The organism is Actinacidiphila acidipaludis (assembly GCF_019890725.1).
Taxonomy (GTDB): domain Bacteria; phylum Actinomycetota; class Actinomycetes; order Streptomycetales; family Streptomycetaceae; genus Actinacidiphila; species Actinacidiphila acidipaludis.
Map to the genome: position 1 here is coordinate 36,806 of NZ_JAINZZ010000020.1, position 23,371 is coordinate 60,176.

Annotated in this window: 21 protein-coding genes, 1 pseudogene and 1 riboswitch; of the genes and pseudogenes, 13 read left to right on the top strand and 9 right to left on the bottom strand. The window is 72.4% G+C overall.

Annotation, left to right across the window (positions count from 1 at the left end; translation table 11 throughout):
- Positions 1–20: 20 nt before the first annotated feature.
- Positions 21–1,022 (bottom strand): hypothetical protein, encoded by a 1,002-nt coding sequence (locus tag K7862_RS37650; RefSeq protein WP_262413343.1) that lies wholly within the window; start codon positions 1,020–1,022, stop codon positions 21–23.
- Positions 1,023–1,169: 147 nt separating this feature from the next.
- Between K7862_RS37650 and K7862_RS37655 the strand changes: the two are divergent.
- The 3 genes and pseudogenes from K7862_RS37655 to K7862_RS17750 form a co-directional block, all read left to right on the top strand.
- Positions 1,170–1,670, top strand: a pseudogene (locus tag K7862_RS37655) (DNA-processing protein DprA); the annotation flags it as partial.
- 314 nt (positions 1,671–1,984) lie between these two features.
- Positions 1,985–2,821 carry an RNA polymerase sigma factor WhiG gene (whiG, locus tag K7862_RS17745; RefSeq protein ID WP_222963597.1) on the top strand — a complete coding sequence of 279 codons (837 nt, stop codon included), beginning with the start codon at positions 1,985–1,987 and terminating at the stop codon, positions 2,819–2,821.
- 55 nt (positions 2,822–2,876) lie between these two features.
- Entirely contained in the window at positions 2,877–3,458 is a 582-nt protein-coding gene (locus K7862_RS17750; protein ID WP_222963659.1) for a TetR/AcrR family transcriptional regulator, read from the top strand.
- A 75-nt stretch (positions 3,459–3,533) separates the two neighbouring features.
- Here the strand turns inward: K7862_RS17750 and K7862_RS17755 are convergent, their stop codons facing one another.
- The gene (locus tag K7862_RS17755) at positions 3,534–4,253 is read right to left on the bottom strand and encodes a murein hydrolase activator EnvC family protein (protein ID WP_222963598.1); all 720 of its coding nucleotides are present in this window, start codon (positions 4,251–4,253) and stop codon (positions 3,534–3,536) included.
- Positions 4,254–4,520: 267 nt separating this feature from the next.
- Between K7862_RS17755 and rpsB the strand changes: the two genes are divergently transcribed.
- From rpsB to K7862_RS17800, 9 genes are all read left to right on the top strand, one after another.
- On the top strand, positions 4,521–5,417 hold the full coding sequence (gene rpsB, locus K7862_RS17760; protein WP_222963599.1) for a 30S ribosomal protein S2: 897 nt from the start codon (positions 4,521–4,523) through the stop codon (positions 5,415–5,417).
- 95 nt (positions 5,418–5,512) lie between these two features.
- A complete protein-coding gene (gene tsf / locus K7862_RS17765; RefSeq protein ID WP_222963600.1) occupies positions 5,513–6,349 on the top strand; it encodes a translation elongation factor Ts in 837 nt (278 codons plus the stop codon).
- Positions 6,350–6,508: 159 nt separating this feature from the next.
- Positions 6,509–7,300, top strand: coding sequence for a UMP kinase (gene pyrH / locus K7862_RS17770; RefSeq protein WP_262413346.1), 792 nt, complete (start codon positions 6,509–6,511; stop codon positions 7,298–7,300).
- Positions 7,301–7,394: 94 nt separating this feature from the next.
- Positions 7,395–7,952 carry a ribosome recycling factor gene (frr, locus tag K7862_RS17775; protein ID WP_222963661.1) on the top strand — a complete coding sequence of 186 codons (558 nt, stop codon included), beginning with the start codon at positions 7,395–7,397 and terminating at the stop codon, positions 7,950–7,952.
- 84 nt (positions 7,953–8,036) lie between these two features.
- Positions 8,037–9,014 carry a phosphatidate cytidylyltransferase gene (locus K7862_RS17780; RefSeq protein WP_372461584.1) on the top strand — a complete coding sequence of 326 codons (978 nt, stop codon included), beginning with the start codon at positions 8,037–8,039 and terminating at the stop codon, positions 9,012–9,014.
- 201 nt (positions 9,015–9,215) lie between these two features.
- Positions 9,216–10,322 (top strand): dual-specificity RNA methyltransferase RlmN, encoded by a 1,107-nt coding sequence (gene rlmN, locus K7862_RS17785; protein WP_222963602.1) that lies wholly within the window; start codon positions 9,216–9,218, stop codon positions 10,320–10,322.
- A gap of 114 nt (positions 10,323–10,436) precedes the next feature.
- Positions 10,437–10,555: riboswitch (TPP riboswitch) on the top strand.
- Positions 10,545–11,654, top strand: coding sequence for a thiamine ABC transporter substrate-binding protein (locus K7862_RS17790; RefSeq protein WP_222963603.1), 1,110 nt, complete (start codon positions 10,545–10,547; stop codon positions 11,652–11,654). (Overlaps the previous riboswitch by 11 nt.)
- A gap of 116 nt (positions 11,655–11,770) precedes the next feature.
- On the top strand, positions 11,771–13,414 hold the full coding sequence (locus K7862_RS17795) for an ABC transporter permease (RefSeq protein WP_262413357.1): 1,644 nt from the start codon (positions 11,771–11,773) through the stop codon (positions 13,412–13,414).
- A complete protein-coding gene (locus tag K7862_RS17800) occupies positions 13,415–14,452 on the top strand; it encodes an ABC transporter ATP-binding protein (RefSeq protein WP_222963605.1) in 1,038 nt (345 codons plus the stop codon). It begins immediately after the preceding gene.
- Between the two features lie 144 nt (positions 14,453–14,596).
- Here K7862_RS17800 and K7862_RS17805 read toward each other — a convergent pair whose 3' ends face one another.
- From K7862_RS17805 to K7862_RS17825, 5 genes are all read right to left on the bottom strand, one after another.
- On the bottom strand, positions 14,597–15,739 hold the full coding sequence (locus tag K7862_RS17805) for an LOG family protein (RefSeq protein WP_222963606.1): 1,143 nt from the start codon (positions 15,737–15,739) through the stop codon (positions 14,597–14,599).
- Between the two features lie 169 nt (positions 15,740–15,908).
- Positions 15,909–17,021 carry a hypothetical protein gene (locus tag K7862_RS17810; protein WP_222963607.1) on the bottom strand — a complete coding sequence of 371 codons (1,113 nt, stop codon included), beginning with the start codon at positions 17,019–17,021 and terminating at the stop codon, positions 15,909–15,911.
- Positions 17,022–17,088: 67 nt separating this feature from the next.
- Positions 17,089–17,817, bottom strand: a complete 729-nt coding sequence (locus K7862_RS17815; RefSeq protein WP_222963608.1) for an ABC transporter ATP-binding protein — start codon at positions 17,815–17,817, stop codon at positions 17,089–17,091.
- 163 nt (positions 17,818–17,980) lie between these two features.
- The gene (locus K7862_RS17820; RefSeq protein WP_222963609.1) at positions 17,981–19,351 is read right to left on the bottom strand and encodes an aspartate aminotransferase family protein; all 1,371 of its coding nucleotides are present in this window, start codon (positions 19,349–19,351) and stop codon (positions 17,981–17,983) included.
- A 2-nt stretch (positions 19,352–19,353) separates the two neighbouring features.
- Positions 19,354–19,815 (bottom strand): Lrp/AsnC family transcriptional regulator, encoded by a 462-nt coding sequence (locus K7862_RS17825; RefSeq protein ID WP_222963662.1) that lies wholly within the window; start codon positions 19,813–19,815, stop codon positions 19,354–19,356.
- Between the two features lie 205 nt (positions 19,816–20,020).
- Here K7862_RS17825 and K7862_RS17830 point away from each other — a divergent pair, with 205 nt between their 5' ends.
- The gene (locus K7862_RS17830) at positions 20,021–21,457 is read left to right on the top strand and encodes a gamma-aminobutyraldehyde dehydrogenase (RefSeq protein WP_222963610.1); all 1,437 of its coding nucleotides are present in this window, start codon (positions 20,021–20,023) and stop codon (positions 21,455–21,457) included.
- A 100-nt stretch (positions 21,458–21,557) separates the two neighbouring features.
- On the opposite strand, the gene K7862_RS17835 is transcribed toward K7862_RS17830, so the two are convergent.
- Together K7862_RS17835 and K7862_RS17840 are read right to left on the bottom strand one after the other, a co-directional pair.
- Positions 21,558–22,247: a glycerophosphodiester phosphodiesterase gene (locus tag K7862_RS17835; protein ID WP_222963611.1), complete on the bottom strand. Its 690-nt coding sequence runs from the start codon at positions 22,245–22,247 to the stop codon at positions 21,558–21,560.
- A 1-nt stretch (position 22,248) separates the two neighbouring features.
- The gene (locus tag K7862_RS17840) at positions 22,249–23,304 is read right to left on the bottom strand and encodes an adenosine deaminase (RefSeq protein WP_222963612.1); all 1,056 of its coding nucleotides are present in this window, start codon (positions 23,302–23,304) and stop codon (positions 22,249–22,251) included.
- Between the last annotated feature and the right edge of the window lie 67 nt (positions 23,305–23,371).

Consider the following 23,371-nt stretch of genomic DNA (forward strand, 5'->3'; position numbering starts at 1 on the left):
CCCCACATCCGCGGCAGCGTTTACTCGGTCAACGTGAGCCCGAGATCGACCGCCAGCTTCTTGGCGGCGTCCAAGTCGGCCGCATCGGCGTTCGCCCGCAGAGCGAAGGAGATCGGCACGTCCGCATTGTCCAGCGTCTGCAGCATCACCCCGACGCCCACGAAGGGGGTGTCGTCCGGCAGCAACTCGGCGAGGCGGGGAGCCCAGCTCATCGGTGATCTCATCCAGGACATGCCGGTGCGGGCGATGTCGACCAACAGGATGGTCGGCCTGGCCTCGGCCTGCTTGACCTTCTGCTCGTCGTTCAGCACGGCCAGCACCTGGCCCTCGACATCCTCAAGATGCCCGGACAGCTCGAACCCGTCCTCGACTACCACGGACGTCCCGGCCTCAGCCGGAGCCTCGAACACCCGCACAGTGAGAGCCAGCTGCGGAGTGGCCGCCCACGGCCGCTCCAGCTGGGTAACCGCGGACCCCCACGCGCGGTTGCGGACTCGGGTGAGCGTCTCCTCGACGATCGCCTCGCGAACGTCCTTCTTGATCTCAAGCGGCCGTTCGCGGCAGACGAGATGGACGATCGCCGGGAGCCCGGCCTCATCAAGGGTGGACGTCAGCTCCTTCTCCAGATCCTTCAAGCCGTTGAGCCGACGCGCCTTCACCTCGATGCTGAGATTCGCCTCCCGCAAGATCAGATCCGGTTCGGGACTCCCGTTCCGAGTGCCGAAGTCGAACGGGACACCGGCGCGAGCGAGCTTCGCGCCGGCAACCAGCTCGGCGCGGACGATCATGAGGTCGTCGTCCGTCTTGGCCCTGAGGAAGTCCCTCTTCGGCTGCCCGAGGTGCAGGGGCTGGGCGCGCTCCAAGGTCCCGATGATGTCGTCGAACGCCTGCAGGACGGACCGTCGGAAGCTCGTGGGGTGGTCGCCATCTTCCGCGGTGTCGAAAAGATCCCGCAGGGGATGGGAGGCGGGAGTGGCACCCATCCAGGCCGTGAGCGAGGGAAAGAGGTTCGGCGAGTTCATCGGTGTCCTTCGAGATCATGCCGGAGGTCGGACGCTGCACGGCAACCGAGCCACACTACGTCTGTCGCACAAACGACCGCAGGGAGTTTTCAGCCCTCGGCGCCGACTCGGATCACCATGGCCAGCCCACTTGACTTGGTGCAGAGAAGGTTCGTGCTCCGCAACCGGGTCATCGCCGCGCTGACCCGCGGCACGGTGGTGGTCGAAGCCCGCTACCGCAGCGGTTCCTTGATCACCGCCCGCCGCGCCACGGCCCTGGGCCGGATCACCATAGGAGTGCCGGGCCCGTGCACCAGCGGCCTGTCCGAGGGCGTGCACGAACTCCTGCGCAAGGACGCGGTGGTGGTCACCGACGCCGCCGAAGTGCTGGAGATGGTGGGGGAGATCGGCGCCGACCTGGCTCCCGTGCGCCGAGGAGCGGCGCTGCCCCGGGACCGGCTGCCCGCCGCGACGGCCCGGGTCCTCGAGGCCCTTCCTGGGCACGGGACGGCCACCGCCGAGGACCTCGCCGCGGCCGCCGGAGCGGGTGTCCCCGACACGCTCGGGCGACTCCACGAATTGCGTGCACTGGGGTTCGTCGAACGCACGGACACCGGGTGGATGTTGGTCCGTACCGCCCACGAAGGGCGGCCCGGTCGGACCGGTTGACGCTATGGACACACCATCAGGTGACAGCACAACGCCGTGACCTGGGGTGATCGCGGAAGCCGCGGCGGCGCCCGCGGAGGATGCGCATCATGGCCCACAGGCCCGCCACGCGGCCCCCGCCAGGGGACCGCCCGCGGGCCGGCCGGGACGGCTTTCACAGAGGAACGTATCTGCGCATATTGCAGACCGATGACGTAGCAGCCAGCGACGCCGTGGTCACGCTACGCTCGCGAAGGCTTGATTCCCCGGCCGCACCCACCCGTACGCGATCGCCCCGATCGTTCACCGCTCCGCAGAACGGCACTTCACGACGCATGCCCCAGTACAGCCCCGGGACCGAACGGACGACGGCAGCGACCGCCGCCCGCGCCGCCGCTCGGCCCGCCGCCCCCACGTCGCTGGACGCGCTGTGGCGGACCTACAAGGCCACCGGGGACAAGCGCCTGCGCGAGCAGCTGATCCTGCACTACTCGCCGCTGGTGAAGTACGTCGCCGGCCGGGTCAGCGTGGGCCTGCCGGCCAACGTGGAGCAGGCGGACTTCGTGTCCTCCGGTGTCTTCGGGCTGATCGACGCCATCGAGAAGTTCGACCCCGACCGCGCGATCAAGTTCGAGACCTACGCCATCACCCGGATCCGCGGCGCCATGATCGACGAACTGCGCGCCCTGGACTGGATCCCGCGCTCGGTGCGGCAGAAGGCCCGCGCCGTCGAACGCGCCTACGCCACCCTGGAGGCGACCCTCCGCCGCACCCCGACCGAGCCCGAGGTCGCCGCCGAGATGGGGGTGCCGATCGAGGAACTGCACGGGGTCTTCAGCGCCTTGTCGCTGGCCAACGTGGTGGCGCTGGAAGAGCTGCTGCACGTCGGCGTCGAGGGCGGCGACCGGCTCAGCCTCGTCGACACGCTGGAGGACACCGGCGCCGACAACCCGGTCGAGGTCGCGGAGGACCGCGAGCTGCGCCGCCTGCTCGCCCGTGCCGTCAACACCCTGCCTGACCGCGAGAAGACCGTGGTCACCCTCTACTACTACGAGGGCCTGACCCTCGCGGAGATCGGGCAGGTCCTGGGCGTCACCGAGAGCCGGGTGAGCCAGATCCACACCAAGTCCGTCCTCCAACTCCGGGCAAAGCTCGCCGACGTAGGCCGGTGAGCCGTCCCCGGCACCTTCTACAGTGGAGGGCATGCCCAGGATTCGAGCGGCCTCCGTGGCCGAGCACCGGTCCATGCAACGGCGCGCCCTGCTCGACGCCGCCCGCTCCCTGCTGTCCGAGGGCGGCACCGACGCCCTGACGTTCCCCGCGCTGGCCGAGCGCACCGGCCTGGCCCGCTCCTCGGTCTACGAGTACTTCCGGTCCCGCGCGGCCGTCGTCGAGGAACTGTGCGCGGTCGACTTCCCCGTCTGGGCGGCCGAGGTCGAAGCGGCGATGGAGGCGGCCGAGACCCCGGCCGCCCAGATCGAGGCGTACGTCCGCAGCCAGCTCACCCTGGTCGGCGACCGCCGGCACCGGGCCGTGGTGGCGATCTCCGCGGGCGAGCTGGAGGCCGGCGCCCGAGAGAAGATCCGTGCCGCGCACGGCGGACTGGTGGCCATGGTGGTCGCCGCGCTCTCCGCCCTCGGCCACGACGAACCCCGGCTGACCGCGATGCTGCTCCAGGGCATCGTCGACGCCGCGGTGCGCCGCATCGAACTCGGCGCGGCGGAGTCGCCCGAGGCCATCGTGGAGGCGGCCGTCAACACCGCGCTGCACGGCGTCACCGGTCAGGGCGGACCCGCGCCGCAGGAGTGACGGACGCGGGGGGATCCGTCGCTCGGCCTTCCCCCCCCCCGCCCCCCACCCTCCCTCCCCGCCCCGCTCCTCCGCTCACCCAGGCAGCTCGCGGCCCGGTCCTCGGGACAGCGGCAGCAGCCGGGACGGTCCGGACCGCCGCAGTGTGGACGGCAGCAGCGACAACGGGTCGAGGTAGAGGTCACCGCTCAGCAGCCCCCAGTGCAGGCAGGGCCCCGGGCAGTGCGGCACGGAACCGCTGAGGACGCCGACCTGCCGGCCGGCCGCCACCCGGGTACCCACCGCCAGGCCCGCCCGTACCGGCTCGTAGGTGGTCCGCAGCCCGCCCTCCAGGGCCAGCACCATCACCGGCACCCCGGCCACCTGTCCGGCGAAGGCCACCACTCCCGGCGCCGCGGCCCGCACGGCAGCCCCCGGCCCGGCCCGCAGGTCCACCCCGCGGTGTCCCGCCGCCCAGGGCTCGGCCGGCGGATCGAACCCCCTCAGCACTTCGGGCCGGCCGCGCGCCCCCGGCCCCGTCACCGGCCAGCACCGCGCCCCCGGCCCCGGCGGTCCGGCGCAGCCCGCCCCCACCGGCTGCGTCGCCCGGCCGTCGTCCGGGGCGCCCGCGGCACCCGGCGCGCCCCGGGCCGGAGGCCTCGCATCCGCTGTCCGCGCCACCGCGCCGGCCCGCGCTGCCGTCGCCACACCGCCCGGCCCGGGCCCGCCCGCCGCCGTCAGCACAGCCGTCACCGGGGCCGCGACCAGCAGGGCCGCCGCCGTCACTGTCGTCCACCACGTCGTCGTGAAGATCATGGGTCCACGATGGCCGACGGCGGGGGGTTCGCGACGATCTTGGTCGGCGGCCTGTGGAAAACCTGGTGGTCGCCCGGCGCTCCACCGGTCCCGTACACTTTCTCTGGCGATCCGGGTCACCGGGTCGACTTCGCACGCCCCGCCACCCACCCCCGTCACCGGGGCGGTGGCCGCGCCCCTCGGTCCTTCGCGGCACGGCGCGCCGGGGCGTCAGGCGCGGCCGCCGTCCGGAGGCCGCGATAACCGAGTATCTCAAGGAGTACGGCCATGGCCGTCGTCACGATGCGGGAGCTGCTGGAGAGCGGCGTCCACTTCGGGCACCAGACCCGCCGCTGGAACCCGAAGATGAAGCGCTTCATCTTCACCGAGCGCAACGGCATCTACATCATCGACCTGCTCCAGTCGCTGTCGTACATCGACCGCGCCTACGAGTTCGTCAAGGAGACCGTCGCGCACGGCGGCTCCATCATGTTCGTGGGCACCAAGAAGCAGGCGCAGGAGGCCATCGCCGAGCAGGCGTCCCGCGTCGGCATGCCCTACGTCAACCAGCGCTGGCTGGGCGGCATGCTCACCAACTTCTCGACCGTCTACAAGCGCCTGCAGCGCCTGAAGGAGCTCGAGGAGATCGACTTCGAGGACGTGGCCGCGTCCGGCCTCACCAAGAAGGAACTCCTGGTTCTCTCCCGTGAGAAGGAGAAGCTGGAGAAGACCCTCGGTGGCATCCGCGAGATGCAGAAGGTGCCCAGCGCCGTCTGGATCGTCGACACCAAGAAGGAGCACATCGCCGTCGGCGAGGCGCGCAAGCTCCGCATCCCGGTCGTCGCCATCCTCGACACCAACTGCGACCCCGACGAGGTCGACTACAAGATCCCGGGCAACGACGACGCGATCCGTTCCGTCACCCTGCTCACCCGCGTGATCGCCGACGCCGTCGCCGAGGGTCTGATCGCCCGCTCCGGCGCCGCGCTCGGCGACAAGAAGGCCGAGGGTGCGGCCGAGCCGCTCGCCGAGTGGGAGCGTGACCTGCTCGAGGGCGAGAAGAAGGCCGACGACGCCGCCGAGGCGCCCGCCGCCGCTGAGGCTCCGGCCGCTGCCGAGGCTCCGGCCGCCGCCGAGACGCCCGCCGCCGAGGCCCCCGCCGCCGAGGGCGACTCGCAGGCCTGACGCCTTCAGAAGTTCCACGCGTGACGACGGCGGGGGCGCACGCCCCCGCCGTTCACCCGTAGATCCACCGACCATTCGGGAAGAGACTCAAACCCATGGCGAACTTCACCGCCGCCGACGTCAAGAAGCTCCGCGAGCTGACCGCCGCGGGCATGATGGACTGCAAGAACGCCCTCACCGAGGCGGAGGGCGACCTGGACAAGGCCGTCGAGATCCTCCGGGTCAAGGGCCAGAAGGGCGTCACCAAGCGCGAGGGCCGCTCGGCCTCCAACGGTGCCGTCGTCTCCCTGATCGCCGAGGGCAACACCGAGGGTGTCCTGCTCGAGCTGAAGTGCGAGACGGACTTCGTCGCCAAGGGCGACAAGTTCGTCGCCGTCGCCGACGCGATCGCCGCGCACGTCGCCGCGACCCACCCGGCCGGCATCGAGGCGCTGCTCGCCTCCGAGATCAAGGACGGCCAGACCGTCCAGGCGTACGTCGACGAGGCGAACGCGACGCTCGGCGAGAAGATCGTGCTCGACCGCTTCGCGCAGTTCACCGACGGCTACGTGGCCTCCTACCTGCACCGCACCAGCCCGGACCTGCCCCCGCAGGTCGGCGTGCTGGTCGAGCTGGACAAGGCCGACCCGCAGACCGCCAAGGACGTCGCGCAGCACATCGCCGCGTTCGCCCCGAAGTTCCTGACCCGCGACGAGATCGACGCCGAGACCGTCGAGAACGAGCGCCGTGTCGCCGAGGCCACCGCCCGCGAGGAGGGCAAGCCCGACGCCGCGCTGCCGAAGATCGTCGAGGGCCGGGTGAACGGCTTCTTCAAGGAGAACGTCGTTCTGGAGCAGGCGTTCGCCAAGGACGCCAAGAAGACCGTCCAGAAGGTGCTCGACGAGGCCGGCGTGACGCTCAAGCGCTTCGCGCGCTTCCGCGTCGGCGTCTGACGTCGTCGGAGCAGCGAAAGACCCGCGGCCCCGCTAGGGTCGTACGCGGCCGGCCGTCCGCCGGCCGGCCGCAGATGTGACGAGGAGGCCGTTGCCGTAGAGGGAACCCCAGAGGACCCGCGGCAATGGCCTCCTTTGTACGTGCACGAGGAGAACCCCATGGACGAAGGCGCCGACAACGTCGCCAAGGCCGCCAAGGCGCACGCCCCCGCTGCCCGCAGCGGTGTGGCCCCCGGCCGTTACCTGCTCAAGCTGTCCGGCGAGGCGTTCGCCGGGGGAGGAGGCCTGGGCGTCGACCCGGACGTCGTGCACGCCATCGCCCGGGAGATCGCCGCGGTCGTCCGGGACGGCTACGAGATCGCCCTCGTCATCGGCGGTGGCAACTTCTTCCGCGGCGCCGAACTCCAGCAGCGCGGCATGGACCGCGCCCGCTCGGACTACATGGGCATGCTGGGCACGGTCATGAACTGCCTCGCCCTCCAGGACTTCCTGGAGAAGGAGGGCATCGAGACCCGCGTGCAGACCGCCATCACCATGGGCCAGGTCGCCGAGCCCTACATCCCGCTGCGGGCCGTCCGGCACCTGGAGAAGGGCCGCGTGGTGATCTTCGGCGCCGGTATGGGCATGCCCTACTTCTCCACCGACACCACCGCCGCCCAGCGTGCCCTGGAGATCGACGCCTCCGCCCTGCTCATGGGCAAGAACGGGGTCGACGGGGTCTACGACTCCGACCCCAAGCACAACCCGGACGCGGTCATGTTCGACGCGCTGGAGTACGGCGAGGTCATCGCCCGCGACCTGCGGGTCGCCGACCTCACCGCGATCACCCTGTGCCAGGACAACAAGCTGCCGATCCTGGTCTTCGAGCTGCTCGCCGAAGGCAACATCGCGCGGGCTGTGAAGGGTGAGAAGATCGGCACGCTGGTCAACGACCAGGGCACCCGGGCGTGATGGCCCCCGCCGTCACGACAGCCGCCACGACCGTCGTCCACAATGACGTCCGCCGTCACATTGACGTCCGCCTTCTGAATACCAGGAGCACATGGTGATTGAAGAAACCCTCCTCGAGGCCGAGGAGAAGATGGAGAAGGCCGTGGCCGTCGCCAAGGACGACTTCGCGGCGATCCGCACCGGCCGTGCGCACCCGGCGATGTTCAACAAGATCGTGGCCGAGTACTACGGCGCCGTGACCCCGATCAACCAGCTCGCGTCCTTCGCGGTGCCCGAGCCCCGGATGGCGGTGATCACCCCCTTCGACAGCAGCAGCCTGCGCAACATCGAGGAGGCGATCCGCAACTCCGACCTCGGCGTCAACCCGAGCAACGACGGCCGCATCATCCGGGTGGTGTTCCCGCAGCTCACCGAGGAGCGCCGCCGCGAGTACATCAAGGTCGCCAAGACCAAGGGCGAGGACGCGAAGATCTCGATCCGCAGCGTCCGCCGCAAGGCCAAGGAGACGCTCGACAAGCTCGTCAAGGACGGCGAGACCGGCGAGGACGAGGTGCGCCGCGCGGAGAAGGAGCTCGACGACACCACGGCGAAGTACGTGGCCCAGATCGACGAGCTGCTCAAGCACAAGGAAGCGGAGCTGCTGGAGGTCTGACCTCCCCGCAGTCCGCCGCCGACCCGCATCCGCACCCGCCCATTCCCCGGCCCACCACCACCTGACGACGCGAGGCGAAGCTCCGTGAACGACTCTTCCTGGGGCGCTTCGCCACGCGCCGCGCACGCGGCGGGTTCCGCCACGGAATCCGGGGCCAGCAGGAAGACTCCGCCCATGCCGCCATCCCCGCCGCCGGCCGCAGAGCCGCCGCCCGCCCAGGACCCGGCTCCACCCGCTCCGGCGAAGAAGTCCGCGGGGCGGAACCTGCGGGCGGCGATAGGGGTCGGGATCGGGCTCGGCGTGGTCATCGTCGCGGCGCTGTTCATCGTCAAGGCGGTGTTCGTCGGCGTCGTGGTGGCCGCCGTGGTGACCGGCCTGTGGGAGCTGACCTCGCGGCTGGCGGAGCGCAAGGGCATCCATGCCCCGCTGGTGCCGCTCGCGCTGGGCGGCACCGCCATGGTCGTGGCCGGCTACCTCAGCGGCGCGGACGGCGCCTGGATCGCCATGGCCCTGACCGCCCTCGCGGTCCTGGTCTGGCGGATGGCCCAGCCGCCGGAGGACTACCTGCGGGACGTCACGGCCGGTGTGTTCGCCGCGTTCTACGTGCCGTTCCTGGCCACCTTCGTGGTGATGATGCTGGCCGCGGACGACGGCCCGCGCCGGGTGCTGACGTTCCTGCTGCTCACCGTCGTCAGCGACACCGGCGCCTACGCCGTCGGCTGGCGGTTCGGCCGCCACAAGCTGGCCCCGCGCATCAGCCCCGGCAAGACCCGCGAGGGGCTGGCCGGCGCGATGGCGTTCGCCATGGTGGCCGGCGCGCTGCTCATGCAGTTCTTCATCGACGGCGGCCAGTGGTGGCAGGGCCTGCTGCTCGGCCTCGCCGCCGCCACCAGCGCCACCCTCGGCGACCTCGGCGAGTCCATGATCAAGCGGGACCTGGGGATCAAGGACATGGGCGCCCTCCTCCCCGGCCACGGCGGCATCATGGACCGCCTCGACAGCCTGCTGCCCACCGCGCCCGTGGTCTGGCTGCTGCTCGTCGCCTTCGTCGGCAAGGGCTGACGCGGCGGCGCAGGCGCAGGCGCAGGCCGCCGAGAGCCGTTCCGCACGTCCGGGCCGACCGCACGACGCGGCCGTTGCCCCCGTCACGTCACGCGCTCCTGGCGCCTGTGGCGGCCACCACAAGCCACCGCAGCCGCCCCAGCCACCCCGCCAGCACTCCGAACAGGCTTCGCGCGATCATCTGCGACACTGGAAAACATCATGCCTGCACCCGGAGAACTGACTTTCGCCGTGCCGCGCGGGGCCAAGAAGCCCCCGCGGCACCTTGCCGACCTCTCGCCCGCGGAGCGGAAGGAGGCGGTGGCCGCGCTCGGGGAGAAGCCGTTCCGGGCCAAGCAGCTGTCGCAGCACTACTTCGCCCGGTACGCGGACGACCCGGCGGCGTGGACGGACATCCCGGCGGCGGCCCGCGGGCGGCTCGCGGACGACTTGCTGCCCGAGCTGATGACGGTCGTCCGGCACGCCTCGTGCGACGACGGCGACACCCGCAAGACCCTGTGGCGGCTGTTCGACGGCACCCTCGTCGAGTCCGTCCTCATGCGGTACCCGGACCGCGTCACCATGTGCATCTCCTCGCAGGCCGGCTGCGGCATGAACTGCCCGTTCTGCGCCACCGGCCAGGCCGGCCTGGACCGCAACCTGTCCACCGCCGAGATCGTGCACCAGATCGTCGCGGGCATGCGGGCGCTGCGCGACGGTGAGGTGCCCGGCGGCCCCGCACGCCTGTCGAACATCGTCTTCATGGGCATGGGCGAGCCCCTCGCCAACTACAACCGGGTGATCGGCGCCATCCGGCGCCTCACCGACCCCGAGCCGGACGGCCTCGGCCTGTCCCAGCGCGGCATCACCGTGTCCACGGTCGGCCTCGTCCCGGCCATCCACCGGTTCGCCGACGAGGGCTTCAAGTGCCGCCTCGCGGTCTCCCTGCACGCCCCCGACGACGAGCTGCGCGACACCCTCGTCCCGGTCAACACCCGCTGGAAGGTCCGCGAGGTGCTCGACGCGGCCTGGCACTACGCGGACGTCTCCGGCCGCCGGGTCTCCATCGAGTACGCCCTGATCCGCGACATCAACGACCAGGCGTGGCGGGCCGACCGGCTGGGCAAGCTGCTGAAGAACCACCGGGTGCACGTCAACCTGATCCCGCTCAACCCCACCCCCGGCTCCAAGTGGACGGCCTCCCGGCCCGAGGACGAGCGGGCGTTCGTCGCGGCCCTGGAGGCGCACGGCGTCCCGGTCACCGTGCGGGACACCCGCGGCCAGGAGATCGACGGCGCCTGCGGGCAGCTCGCCGCCGCCGAGCGCTGAACCGCGCTACCGCGTCCTCGGTAGCGTGTCCCCGGCGCCGTACCCGCGGCGCCGGCCCCCCGGTGGCACCCCGGAGGGAAAAGCTGCTGGTACCGTGCTTGCGCACGACAAGTGAACATCCGACAGGGGAGCGCCTGAGACGGCGCTGAGAGTGCGGCTGGGAAGACCCCAGGCCGCAGACCCTCGAACCTGATCCGGGTCATACCGGCGTAGGGAGTCAGCATGAACAGCACCATCCGCAGGCGTGCCGTGGGCACGGTCGTCCTGGCCGCGGCCTGCGCCACGGCGCTCGCCGCGTGCGGCGGTTCGTCCGGCGGCAAGAGCTCCGCCGCCGGCAGCTCGGCCGGCACGGGCGGCAAGACCGTCACCGTCGTCAGCCACGACTCCTTCGCCGCGTCGAAGAGCGTGCTCGCCGAGTTCACCAAGGAGACCGGCTACACCGTCAAGGTGCTGCGCGGCGGCGACGCGGGCGCGGCGGTCAACCAGGCGATCCTCACCAAGGACCACCCGCGCGGCGACGTCTTCTTCGGCGTCGACAACACCCTGCTGTCCCGCGCCCTCGACAACGGCCTGTTCGACCCGTACACGGCCAAGGGCCTGGACCAGGTGCCCTCGGACGTGCAGCTGGACGCCGCCCGCCACCGCGCCACGCCCATCGACTCCGGTGACGTCTGCGTGAACTACGACCGCGCCTACTTCACCGCGCGCCACCTCGCCCCGCCGCAGACCTTCGCCGACCTGGTCAAGCCGGAGTACAAGAACCTGCTGGTCACCGAGAACGTCGCGACGTCCTCGCCGGGCCTGGCGTTCATGCTCGGCAGCGTGGCGACCTACGGCGACGGCGGCTGGCAGGCGTACTGGAAGAAGCTGAAGGACAACGGCGTCCAGGTCGTCGACGGCTGGGAGCAGGCGTACAACGACCGGTTCTCCGGCTCCTCCGCGGGCAAGAAGGCCAAGGGCGACCGGCCGCTGGTCGTCTCCTACGCCTCCAGCCCGCCGGCCGAGGTCGTCGGCGTCACCCCGGCGCCCGCCGAGTCGCCCGTCGGGGTGGCCACCGGCACCTGCTTCCGCCAGATCGAGTTCGCCGGGCTGCTGCACGGCGCGAAGAACCCCGCGGGCGGCAAGGCGTTCATCGACTTCATGCTGACGAAGACCTTCCAGCAGGACATGCCGCTGCAGATGTACGTCGATCCGGTCGTGAAGGGCGCCGTCGAGCCCGAGGTGTTCGTGAAGTACGGCGCCAAGGTCGACCACCCGACGACGCTGCCGCCGTCCGAGATCGCGGCCAAGCGCGACGACTGGGTCAAGGCATGGACGTCGACCGTCCTGTAGCACCCGCCCCGGCCCACCCGGAGCCGCGCCCGCCGCGGCGCCCGCAGAAACCGTGGACGCGGTTCCTCGGCGGCGCGGCCGGGGGATCGCGGGGGACGGTCGTGCGGCTCGCCCTCATGGTGGTGCCGCTGGCCTTCTTCGCCGTGTTCTTCGCCTATCCGGTCGGCGCGATCGTCACCCGCGGGCTGCACCAGGGCGGGCGGTGGCGGCTGGGCGCGATCGGCGACGTGCTCGGCGATCCGTCGATCCGGCACGTCCTGTGGTTCACCTGCTGGCAGGCCGCGGCCTCGACGGCCTTGACCCTGGCGGTCGGGCTGCCCGGCGCCTATGTCTTCGCCCGCCTCGACTTCCCCGGGAAACGGCTGCTGCGGGCGGTCGTCACGGTGCCGTTCGTGCTGCCGACGGTCGTGGCCGGCTCGGCGTTCCTGGCCCTCCTCGGCCAGAACGGGTTCACCGACAGCCTGTTCGGCTTCCGCCTGGACACCAGCGTGTGGGCGATCCTCATCGCGCACGTCTTCTTCAACTACGCGGTCGTGGTGCGCACGGTCGGCGGCCTGTGGGCGCAGCTCGACCCCCGCCAGGAGGAGGCCGCCCGGATGCTCGGCGCCGGGCGGTTCGCCGCCTGGCGGCAGGTCACCCTGCCCGCGCTCGGACCCGCCGTGGCCGCCGCCGCGCTGATGGTGTTCCTGTTCACCTTCACCTCGTTCGGCGTGATCCAGATCCTCGGCGGCCCCACCCGCTCCACCCTCGAAGTGGAGATCTACCGGCAGACCGCCGAACTGCTGGACCTGCCGACCGCCGCCGTGCTCACCCTGCTGCAGCTCGCCGCCGTCGCCGTGATCCTCGGCGTGCACGCCTGGACCGTGCGGCGCCGCGAGTCCACGCTGCGGCTGGTGGACGCCGCCCGGACCGCACACCGTCCGCGGGGCGGCGAACGCGCCCTGCTGGTCGCGGTCCTGGCGGTCGTCGCGCTGCTGATCCTGCTGCCGCTCGGTGTGCTGGCCGCCCGGTCCCTGGGCGGCCCGAACGGCTACGGCTTCGCCTTCTACCGCGCGCTGTCGTCGGCCGACGGGTCCGGGGACGGCGGCACGTTCCTCGTCTCGCCGCTGGAGACGGTCTGGAACTCGCTGCGCTACGCCGCCGTCGCCACTGTGATCGCATTGGCGGTCGGGGCGCTGGCCGCCGCCGCGCTGGTGCGCCGGGCCGGTCGGGTGCTGCGCGGCTTCGACGCGCTGCTGATGCTGCCGCTGGGCACCTCGGCCGTCACCGTCGGCTTCGGCTTCCTCATCACCCTCGACAAGCCGCCGCTGGACCTGCGGGACTCCTGGCTGCTGGTGCCGCTCGCGCAGGCCCTGGTGGGCGTGCCGTTCGTGGTGCGGGTCATGCTGCCGGTGCTGCGGGCGGTCGACGACCGGCTGCGGGAGGCCGCCGCCGTGCTCGGCGCCTCCCCACTGCGGGTCTGGCGCGAGGTCGAACTGCCGCTCGTGGCGCGGGCGGTGGGCATCGCGGCCGGCTTCGCCTTCGCGGTGTCGCTCGGCGAGTTCGGCGCGACCGTGTTCATCGCCCGGCCGGACAGCCCCACCCTGCCGGTGGCGGTCGCGCGCCTGCTCGGCCGGGCCGGGGAGATGAACTACGGGCAGGCGATGGCCCTCAGCACCATCCTCATGGTGGTCTGCGCGGCCAGCCTGCTCGTCCTGGAGACCACCTGGCGCCGCCGCGGGGACGGCCGCCGGCTCAGCGACCCGACCGGGGAGTTCTAGATGACGGCGCTGCTGCGGATCGCATCCGCCACCGTACGGTTCGGCGACCGCGCCGCACTCGACGGCGTCGACCTGGACGTGGCCGCGCACGAGACGGTGTGCGTGCTCGGGCCCAGCGGCAGCGGCAAGTCCACGCTGCTGCGCGCCGTGGCCGGGCTGCAGCCGCTCGACGGCGGGCGCGTCCTGCTCGACGGCGCCGACCAGGCCGGCACGCCGCCGCACCGGCGCGGAGTGGGCCTGATGTTCCAGGACCACCAGCTCTTCCCGCAGCGCGACGTCGGCGGCAACGTGGCGTTCGGCCCGCGCATGCACAAGGTGCCGCGCGCCCGGCGTGACCGGCGGGTGGCCGAACTGCTGGACCTGGTGGGCCTGCCGGGCGCGGCGGGCCGCGAGGTGGGCACGCTGTCCGGCGGCGAGCAGCAGCGGGTCGCGCTGGCGCGGGCACTGGCCCCCGAGCCGCGCCTGCTGATGCTCGACGAGCCGCTCGGCCAGCTCGACCGCTCGCTGCGCGAACGCCTCGTCGTCGAACTCCGCCAGCTCTTCGGGCAGTTGGGCACCACCGTGCTGGCCGTGACCCACGACCAGGGCGAGGCGTTCGCGCTCGCCGACCGGGTCGTGGTGATGCGCGACGGCCGGATCGCGCAGACCGGTACGCCGCTCGCGGTGTGGCAGCAGCCGGCCTCGGAGTTCGTCGCCCGCTTCCTGGGCTTCGACACCATCACCGACGGGGCCGTCAGCGGCGGCGTCGCCGTCACCGACTGGGGCAAGCTGCCGGTGCCCGACGGGACACCGGAGGGACCGGTGCGGCTGCTCGTGCGCCCGCCCGGGGTGCTGCTCGGACCGGCGGACGAGGGCCTGCTCTGCGAGGTCCGCGCCCGCACCTTCCGCGGCGGCCGGGTCGCCGTCATCCTCGGCGTCGTCGGCGCGGAGCGCGGTCCGGCGCTGGAGGCCGAGTGCACCCTGCGCGACGCCCCCGCCGAGGGGGAGCGGATCGGCGTCACCTTCGACCCCGCGGAGATCGTCGTCCTCGACCGGTGAGTTCCGCCCGCCGGCCGCCCGCCGGAGGCCCGCCGCTCGCCCTCCGTAAGCCGGTCGCTCGCCCGCCGTAAGCCCGCCGCTCGCCCGCCGGACGCGCCGCGGGTCGTCCCTCCCGATGCCCCGCAGGCCCTGCCGCCGAGCCGGTCAGCCCCAGGCGAGGCGGGCCAGCGCGGCCGGGACCTCGGTGACGCTCTCGACCAGGGCGATGCGGTCAGCCATCGGCCGCTCCCCGGCCAGCCGGGTGAGCAGCGGCCAGACCGGCAGCTCCGTGGTCCAGTGCGCACGGTCGACCAGCACCATGGGCGCCGGCTCGCCGCGCGAGCCGTAGTAGTTCGTGGTGGCCGCGTCGAAGACCTCCTGCACGGTCCCGGCGGCGCCCGGCAGGAAGACCACGCCGGCGTTGCAGCGGGACAGCAGGCCGTCCTCGCGGGTGGCGTTGGCGAAGTACTTGGCGATGTGGGCGGCGAACGGGTTGGCCGGCTCGTGCCCGTAGAACCAGGTCGGCAGCCCGTAGGAGGGCCCGCCGTCCGGCCAGCGGTCGCGGACGGCCATGGCGGCGGCCGCCCAGTCGTCCACCGACGGGCCGAAGGACGGCACCCGGGCCAGCACCTCCAGGGCCTTGCCGAGCATCACGTCGTCGTACGGCGCCGCGTACGCGCCGAAGTTCGCCGCCTCCATGGCGCCGGGGCCGCCGCCGGTCGCCACGGTCAGGCCGGACCTGGCCAGGTCACGGCCGAGCCGGGCCGCGCCCGCGTAGGCGCGGCTGCCGCGCTCCATGGCGTGGCCGCCCATCACCCCGACCACCCGGCTGCCGCGCAGCATCTCGTCCAGGGCGTCGGAGAGCGCGTCGTCGTGGACCGAGCGCAGCATCGACGCCAGCACGTCCCCGTTGTGGCCGGTGCGCCGGTACCAGGCGTAGGTCCGGGCGTCGGGCGTGCCCGCGTAGCCCTCGGTCTCCAGCCCGGCGTAGAGCTCGTCGGGGGTGTAGGGGGCGCCGCGGTAAGGATCGAAAGGCAGGTCCGGCACCGGCGGGAAGACCAGGGCGCCGCCCGCGCGGATGTGCGCCAGCGCCTGCGGCTCCATCGGGCACCCCAGGAACACCGCCTGCGAGGAGTCGACGACCAGCAGCGCGAAGGTCCGCTCGGTCAGGTCGAGCGCCTGGATGCGGCAGCCGGCCAGGCTGCCGCTCAGCGCGGCCTGATCGAACTCCTCGAGGCTCTGGATCTCCCGTATGGGTATGCCCCCTGCTTCCGTGGAAGGGTCGTGGTCGACGTCGTCGGAAGGCATGTCAGCGGGCACACCTGCACCTTAGCCGCCCCACCTGTGGCCGGGCCGCGGAGGTCCGCCGGACCGGATGGCGGCGGCGCCGCTCCGGCACGACCACGACGCGGCAGGCCCCGCGGGTCCGCCCCGCCGTGCCCGGGCCGGCCGTACCCCGCGCCTGCCCAGCTCGCGGCTAGGGAAGCGTGCTGAGCGCCGCGACGAGGAAGGCCAGGGGGACCAGGACCGCCAGCAGGGCCGTGGCGCGCACCGCGAGCGCGGCGCGCAGCGTCGTGGGCGACGCCGCCACCTCGTGCAGGGCATTGCGGGCCTCGGTCCGGGAGCTCGCGGTCTCGTTGAGGCTCACCGCGGCGGTGGCCAGCACGCACACCGCGATCAGGGTGAACGCGAAGACCGAGACCGGCCCCAGCCGGTGCCCGTCGCCGGACTGCAGCGTGTACGCCGACAGGGCCGCCGCCGCCGTCGCGCAGAGCAGCCCGAGCGGGCGGCCGAGGCGAGGGGACTCGTGCTGCAGGGTGCGGCCGGCCAGCAGCCGCACCGGGCCCGGACGGTACGCGGCCAGCAGCCGCCCGATCACGTGCACCAGCCCCGGCCCGGCCAGCACCATGCCGGCCGTGGTGACGATCCAGCCGCCGACGGCCGCCGGCGCGATCACGCCGAGGCCGCTCGGCAGCGGCAGCCCGTCGCCCCTGGGCGAGGCCACCTCCACGGACAGCCCGACCGCCACGAGCGCGACACCCCACGGCAGGCTGCCGGGCGCGTCGCGGACCCGGGTGTGCCCCGAGCGCAGCCCGGCCAGCATCGTGCCGGCCGCCGCGGCCGGCACGACGGCGAGCAGGGTCGCCACGCCGGCCGGCGGCAGCGCCTTGCCGGACGCCAGCAGCCCGGGCCCGACACCGTTCCATTCGACGCCGGTGACGTCCCCGCGCAGTTGCAGGAAGACCAGCAGGGCGACCGCGCTGCCCACCAGGCAGACCACGGCCGTGGTCACCGCGGCGAGGGCGAGCAGGCCGGTCCTGCCCAGGCCCACCGAGGACAGCCCCTCGCGCGGCCACGCCGCGGACTGGGTGCGCCCGACCGCGGCGGCGAGCTGGACGGTCACCACGACCGGCACCACGCACCACACCAGCCGCACGGCGGCGTGCGAGGCGTCGCCGCCGGGGTGGGCCAGCGCCCAGCCCAGCGTGGACAGCAGCAGCAGACCGGTGCCGGCCGAGGCGGCGGCGGCCAGCGCCCACCGGCCGAGGACCGCGGGCCCCGCCCCGCGCAGCACCCGCAGGCTCAGCACGGCGCCGTCACCCTTCCCTGAAGTCCCGTGTGCCGTCCGGCACGTGCGTGTTCCGCCCGGCGTGCGGTCATACCGAGGCCGGCCACGGGCTGGCGGACTCGCGGTCGCGGACCGGCATGGGCGCACCCGGGCGGCCGTCGACCAGGGTCATCGTGCGGTCGGCGTGCCGGGCGATCTCGGGGTCGCTGGTGGTCAGGACCACGGTGATGTCGTGCGAGCGGGCTGCGCTGGTGAGCGTGCGCAGCACGTGCGCACGGTCGGGCCGGTGCAGCGCGGCCGTCGGCTCGTCGGCGAAGACCACCGCGGGGGCGGTCACCAGGGAGCGGGCCACCGCGACCCGCTGGCGCTGCGCCTGCGTGAGATCGGCGGGCCGCTTGCGGGCGACGTCGCCGATGTCGAGGCGCTCCAGCCACTCCTGCGCGGTGCGGCGGGACCTGCGGTGACCGTCGCCGCGCAGCAGCATCGGCAGGGCGGCGTTCTCCCAGGCGTTCAGCTCGGGCATGAGCTGGGCGTCCCCGCCGATCCAGCCGAACCGGTCCCGGCGCAGCCGCTCGCGGGCCGGCTCGGCCAGGGTGTGGACGGGCGCGCTGTTGAACCAGACCTCGCCCTCGTCGGGGACGAGCTGGCCGGACAGGCAGTGCAGCAGGGTCGTCTTCCCGCTGCCGCGGGGGCCGAGGACGGCCAGGATCTCGCCGGCCCGCACGTTCACGGAGACGCCGATCAGGGCGGGGTCGCCCCGGTGGGAGTGCCGCAGGGCGCGGGCCCAGAGCACGTCGTTGTCGGGCGGGGCCACCATCCGTACCTCCGCGGGTTCGTTCCCAGGCGCGTGTACAGAAAAACGAGCCGGGGAGTGGGCGGTCACTCCCCGGCACGTTAGGCGGGCGACGGGTGGCCGGGCGCGCAGGCGCGACGGCGGGGCAGTCCCGGATCGTCCGTACGGACGATCGACGGCCGCCCGGTCAGAGCTTGGTCCACGCCTCCGTCAGCACCGCGCGCAGGATCCCCTCGATCTCGTCGAACAGGGCCTGGTCGGAGATCAGCGGCGGCGCGAGCTGCACCACCGGGTCGCCGCGGTCGTCGGCCCGGCAGTACAGGCCGCTGTCGTAGAGCTTCTTGGAGAGGAAGCCGTACAGGACGCGCTCGGTCTCCTCGTCGGTGAAGGTCTCCTTGGTGGCCTTGTCCTTCACCAGCTCGATGCCGTAGAAGAAGCCGTTGCCGCGGACGTCGCCGACTATCGGCAGGTCGTGCAGCTTCTTCAGGGTGCCGAAGAAGGCGTCCTCGTGGTCCAGCACGTGCTGGTTGAGGCCCTCGCGCTCGAAGATGTCGAGGTTGGCCAGGGCGACCGCGGCCGACACCGGGTGACCGCCGAAGGTGTAGCCGTGCAGGAAGACGTTGTCGCCGCGGTAGAACGGCTCGGCCAGCCGGTCCGAGACGATGCACGCGCCTATCGGCGAGTAGCCGGAGGTCATGCCCTTGGCGCAGGTGATCATGTCCGGCACGTAGCCGAACTTGTCGCAGGCGAACATCGTGCCCAGCCGGCCGAACGCGCAGATCACCTCGTCCGAGACGAGCAGCACGTCGTAGCGGTCGCAGATCTCGCGGACCCGCTGGAAGTAGCCGGGCGGCGGCGGGAAGCAGCCGCCGGCGTTCTGCACCGGCTCCAGGAAGACCGCGGCGACGGTCTCCGGCCCCTCGAAGAGGATCTCCTGCTCGATCTGGTCCGCGGCCCAGCGGCCGAACGCCACCGGGTCGTCGCCGTGGAGGGGGGCGCGGTAGATGTTGGTGTTCGGCACCTTGTGCGCGCCGGGCACCAGCGGCTCGAAGGGCGCCTTGAGCGCGGGCAGGCCGGTGATGGACAGCGCGCCCTGCGGGGTGCCGTGGTAGGCGACGGCCCGTGAGATGACCTTGTACTTGGTCGGGTTGCCGGTCAGCTTGTGGTACTGCTTGGCCAGCTTCCAGGCGGTCTCGACCGCCTCGCCGCCGCCGGTGGTGAAGAAGACCTTGTTCAGGTCGCCGGGCGCGTACTGCGCCAGCCGCTCGGCCAGCTCGACGGCCTTGGGGTGGGCGTAGCTCCACACCGGGAAGAACGCCAGCTCCTGGGCCTGCTTGTAGGCGGTCTCGGCCAGTTCGTGCCGGCCGTGCCCGGCGTTGACCACGAACAGCCCGGACAGGCCGTCGACGTACCGCTTGCCGCGGTCGTCGTAGATGTACGCGCCCTCGCCGCGCACGATGGTGGGCACGGGGGCGTTCTCGTACGAGGACATGCGGGTGAAGTGCATCCACAGGTGGTCGTACGCGGTCGTGGAGAGGTCTGCCGGGCTGGTGTCCATGGCTATCTGGTTCCCCAGGTGTAGGTCTGCTTGCGGAGCTTGAGGTAGACGAAGCTCTCGGTGGAGCGCACGCCGGGCAGGGCGCGGATCCGCTTGTTGATCATCTCCAGCAGGTGGTCGTCGTCCTCGCAGACGATCTCGACGAGCAGGTCGAAGGAGCCCGCGGTGATCACCACGTACTCGACCTCGTCGAGCGCGGCGAGCGACTCGGCGACGGGGTCGATGTCGCCCTCGACGTTGATGCCGACCATCGCCTGCCGCCGGAAGCCCACGGTGAGCGGGTCGGTGACGGCGACGATCTGCATGACGCCCTGGTCGAGGAGCTTCTGCACGCGCTGGCGCACGGCGGCCTCGGAGAGGCCCACGGCCTTGCCGATCGCCGCGTACGGGCGGCGTCCGTCCTCCTGGAGCTGTTCGATGATCGCCTTCGACACCGCGTCTATCGAGCTCGACGCGGTGTTCATGTCTCGAGTGGCCACGCGCACCACTGTGCAGGAGAGGTCGACGGTCACGCAAGCCCTCAACGATGAAATCCGTTGCCGTAGCCTTCCCGTAACACTGAATCGGTTGTTTCGGCGAGGTGGGTGTGTCGAATACCGTAGTCATCCGGGTAGGCTGGGCTGCGTCTCAGTACATGGACACGACTCGTAGGACCAGGGAGCAAGCGCCGTGACCGAACTCCGTACTCTGCGCAACTACATCGACGGAGAATTCCGCGACGCCGCCGACGGCCGGACCACCGAGGTGATCAGCCCGGTGACCGGCCAGGCGTACGCGAAGGCGCCGCTGTCCGGGCAGGCAGACGTGGACGCGGCGATGGCCGCGGCCGCCGCCGCCTTCCCCGGCTGGCGCGACACCACGCCGGCCGAGCGGCAGAAGGCGCTGCTGAAGATCGCGGACGCGGTCGAGGCGCGGGCCGACGAGCTGGTCGCGGTGGAGAGCGAGAACACCGGCAAGCCGATCGGGCTGACCGCGAGCGAGGAGATCCCGCCGATGGTCGACCAGATCCGCTTCTTCGCGGGCGCCGCCCGCATGCTCGAAGGCCGCTCGGCCGGCGAGTACATGGAGGGCATGACCTCCATCGTCCGCCGTGAGCCGGTGGGCGTCTGCGCGCAGGTCGCGCCGTGGAACTACCCGATGATGATGGCCGTCTGGAAGTTCGCGCCGGCCATCGCCGCGGGCAACACCGTGGTGCTCAAGCCGTCCGACACCACGCCGGCCTCCACCGTGCTGCTGGCCGAGATCCTCGGTGAGGTGCTGCCCAAGGGCGTCTTCAACGTGGTGTGCGGCGACCGCGACACCGGCCGGATGATGGTCGAGCACCCCGTTCCGGCGATGGCCTCCATCACCGGCTCGGTGCGGGCCGGCATCGAGGTGGCCGGCTCCGCGGCCAAGGACGTCAAGCGCGTCCACCTGGAGCTCGGCGGCAAGGCGCCCGTCGTGGTCTTCGAGGACGTCGACATCCCGAAGGCCGTCGAGGACATCGCGGTCGCCGGGTTCTTCAACGCCGGCCAGGACTGCACCGCCGCCACCCGCGTGCTGGTGCACGAGTCGATCCACGACGAGTTCACCGCCGCGCTGACCAAGGCCGCCGCCGACACCAGGACCGGCCTGCCGGACGACGAGGACGTGCTGTACGGCCCGCTCAACAACGCCAACCAGCTCGCGCAGGTCACCGGCTTCATCCAGCGACTGCCCGCGCACGCCAAGGTGCAGACCGGCGGTCAGCGGGTCGGCGAGAGCGGCTACTTCTTCGCGCCGACCGTCGTCTCGGGCCTCAAGCAGGACGACGAGATCATCCAGCGCGAGGTGTTCGGCCCGGTCATCACCGTCCAGTCCTTCACCGACGAGGACCAGGCCGTCGAGTGGGCCAACGGCGTCGAGTACGCGCTGGCGTCCTCGGTGTGGACCAAGGACCACGGCCGGGCGATGCGGATGTCGAAGCGGCTGGACTTCGGCTGCGTGTGGATCAACACCCACATCCCGCTGGTCGCCGAGATGCCGCACGGCGGCTTCAAGCAGTCCGGCTACGGCAAGGATCTGTCCGGCTACGGGTTCGAGGACTACACCCGCATCAAGCACGTCATGACGTCCCTGGACGCCTGACCGCCGGTCGCCCGACCTCAGGATGCCGGATGCCCTGGCGGCGGAGTGCGGACGACCGCACCCCGCCGCCAGGGCGCCGGCGGTTCGCCGGGCGCGGGTCTCAGGCGCGGGACCGCCGCGCCATCACGCGCCGCAGCGCCGGCAGCCGGTTGGTGGTGACCGCGTCCACGCCGAGCGCCAGCAGCCGCGCCATCGACCGGTCCCAGTCCGCGGTCCAGGCGCCCACCAGCAGCCCGTGCTCCCGGGCGAAGGCCACGGTCGCCGGCGTCACCAGGCCGAAGCGCAGGTTCAGCCAGCGCGGCCCGAGCCCGGCCAGCAGCGCATCGGCCGGCAGCAGCGACGTCTTCCAGGTCATCGCGATCTCGGCATCGGCGTCCAGCGCCCGCACGCCGCGCATCGCGGGCAGCTCCCCGCAGTAGTAGACGCGTTCGCCCACCCCCGCGGCCGCGACCGCGGCGACCGACGGCGCAGCCTGTCCGGCCTCGGTCAGGTCGAGCAGCATCCGGCCCGCGGCACGGCCGTGCAGGACGTCCAGGGCGTCCGCCAGCGGCGGCACCCCGCCACCGGTGTGCTTGAGGACCTCGTCGTAGGTCAGCGAGGCCACCGGCCGGTCGTGTCCCCACAGCCGTTCCAGGGTGGCGTCGTGCAGCAGCACCGGCACGCCGTCCCGGGTCACCCGGACGTCCACCTCCACCACGTCGGCGCCCTTGGCGAAGGCCGAGAGGACCGACGGCAGCGTGTTCTCGCGGTGCACGTACGGATCGCCGCGGTGGGCGACGGCGAGCGCCATCTCAGCTCCAGGACGCGGTGTACGCGTCGATCTCCGCGGCGAGCCGGGCCCTGCCCGCCGGGTCCATGAACGACGCCTCCACCGCGTTCTTCGCCAGCGCCGCGACCCCGGCCCGGTCCAGGCCCAGCAGCCGGGCGGCCACCGCGTACTCGGTGTTGAGGTCGGTCCCGAACATCGGCGGGTCGTCGCTGTTGACGGTCACCAGCACGCCCGCGGCGACCATGTCCCGTATCGGGTGCTCGTCGAGGACGCGGACCGCGCGGGTGGCGATGTTGGAGGTCGGGCAGACCTCCAGCGGGATGCGCCGCTCGGCCAGGTGCTCCAGCAACCGCCGGTCCTGGGCCGCGCTGGTGCCGTGGCCGATCCGCTCGGCGCCCAGCTCCCGCAGCGCGTCCCAGATCGTCTCGGGGCCGGTCGTCTCCCCGGCGTGCGGGACGCTGTGCAGGCCGGCCGCGCGCGCCTGGTCGAAGTAGGGCTTGAACTGCGGGCGGGGGACGCCGATCTCGGGTCCGCCCAGGCCGAACGACACCAGCCCCTCCGGCTGCAGGCCGAGCGCCAGCCGGGTGGTCTCCTCGGCCGACTGCAGTCCCGCCTCGCCGGGGATGTCGAAGCACCAGCGCAGCGTCACGCCCAGCTCCGCCTCGGCCGCCTTGCGGGCGTCCTCGATGGCCTCCATGAAGGCCTCGCCCGGGATGCCGCGGTGGGTCGAGCTGTAGGGGGTGACGGTCAGCTCGGCGTAGCGGATGTTCTGCCGGGCCATGTCGCGGGCCACCTCGAAGGTGAGCAGCCGGACGTCCTCGGCGTCCCTGATGAGGTCCACCACCGACAGATAGACGTCGATGAAGTGCGCGAAGTCCCGGAAGGTGAAGTACTCGGCGAGAGCCGCCGGGTCGTCGGGGACGGCGGAGTCCGGGTGCCGCGCGGCGAGTTCGGCGACGATCCGCGGCGAGGCGGACCCCACGTGGTGGACGTGCAGCTCGGCCTTCGGCAGCCCGGCGACGAAGGCGTCCATGCTCCCGGCGGCGGCGGGAGAAGTGCCGGGTGCGAGGTCGCTCATGCGGGGGGTCCTTCCGTGGATGCGGTGCCGGTCGGTGCCGGTCAGCCCATCGTAGACGGGCTCCGGC

Bases quoted from the DNA above. Each gene is read 5' to 3' on its own strand.
- tsf (WP_222963600.1), top strand. From the start codon at position 5,513: ATGGCGAACTTCACCGCCGCCGACGTCAAGAAGCTCCGCGAGCTGACC.
- pyrH (WP_262413346.1), top strand. From the start codon at position 6,509: ATGGACGAAGGCGCCGACAACGTCGCCAAGGCCGCCAAGGCGCACGCC.
- K7862_RS17800 (WP_222963605.1), top strand. From the start codon at position 13,415: ATGACGGCGCTGCTGCGGATCGCATCCGCCACCGTACGGTTCGGCGAC.
- rlmN (WP_222963602.1), top strand. From the start codon at position 9,216: ATGCCTGCACCCGGAGAACTGACTTTCGCCGTGCCGCGCGGGGCCAAG.
- K7862_RS17815 (WP_222963608.1), bottom strand. From the start codon at position 17,817: ATGGTGGCCCCGCCCGACAACGACGTGCTCTGGGCCCGCGCCCTGCGG.
- K7862_RS17795 (WP_262413357.1), top strand. From the start codon at position 11,771: ATGGTGGTGCCGCTGGCCTTCTTCGCCGTGTTCTTCGCCTATCCGGTC.
- K7862_RS17805 (WP_222963606.1), bottom strand. From the start codon at position 15,739: ATGCCTTCCGACGACGTCGACCACGACCCTTCCACGGAAGCAGGGGGC.
- K7862_RS17755 (WP_222963598.1), bottom strand. From the start codon at position 4,253: ATGATCTTCACGACGACGTGGTGGACGACAGTGACGGCGGCGGCCCTG.
- whiG (WP_222963597.1), top strand. From the start codon at position 1,985: ATGCCCCAGTACAGCCCCGGGACCGAACGGACGACGGCAGCGACCGCC.
- K7862_RS37650 (WP_262413343.1), bottom strand. From the start codon at position 1,022: ATGAACTCGCCGAACCTCTTTCCCTCGCTCACGGCCTGGATGGGTGCC.
- rpsB (WP_222963599.1), top strand. From the start codon at position 4,521: ATGGCCGTCGTCACGATGCGGGAGCTGCTGGAGAGCGGCGTCCACTTC.
- K7862_RS17790 (WP_222963603.1), top strand. From the start codon at position 10,545: ATGAACAGCACCATCCGCAGGCGTGCCGTGGGCACGGTCGTCCTGGCC.
- K7862_RS17840 (WP_222963612.1), bottom strand. From the start codon at position 23,304: ATGAGCGACCTCGCACCCGGCACTTCTCCCGCCGCCGCCGGGAGCATG.
- K7862_RS17820 (WP_222963609.1), bottom strand. From the start codon at position 19,351: ATGGACACCAGCCCGGCAGACCTCTCCACGACCGCGTACGACCACCTG.
- K7862_RS17825 (WP_222963662.1), bottom strand. From the start codon at position 19,815: ATGAACACCGCGTCGAGCTCGATAGACGCGGTGTCGAAGGCGATCATC.
- K7862_RS17835 (WP_222963611.1), bottom strand. From the start codon at position 22,247: ATGGCGCTCGCCGTCGCCCACCGCGGCGATCCGTACGTGCACCGCGAG.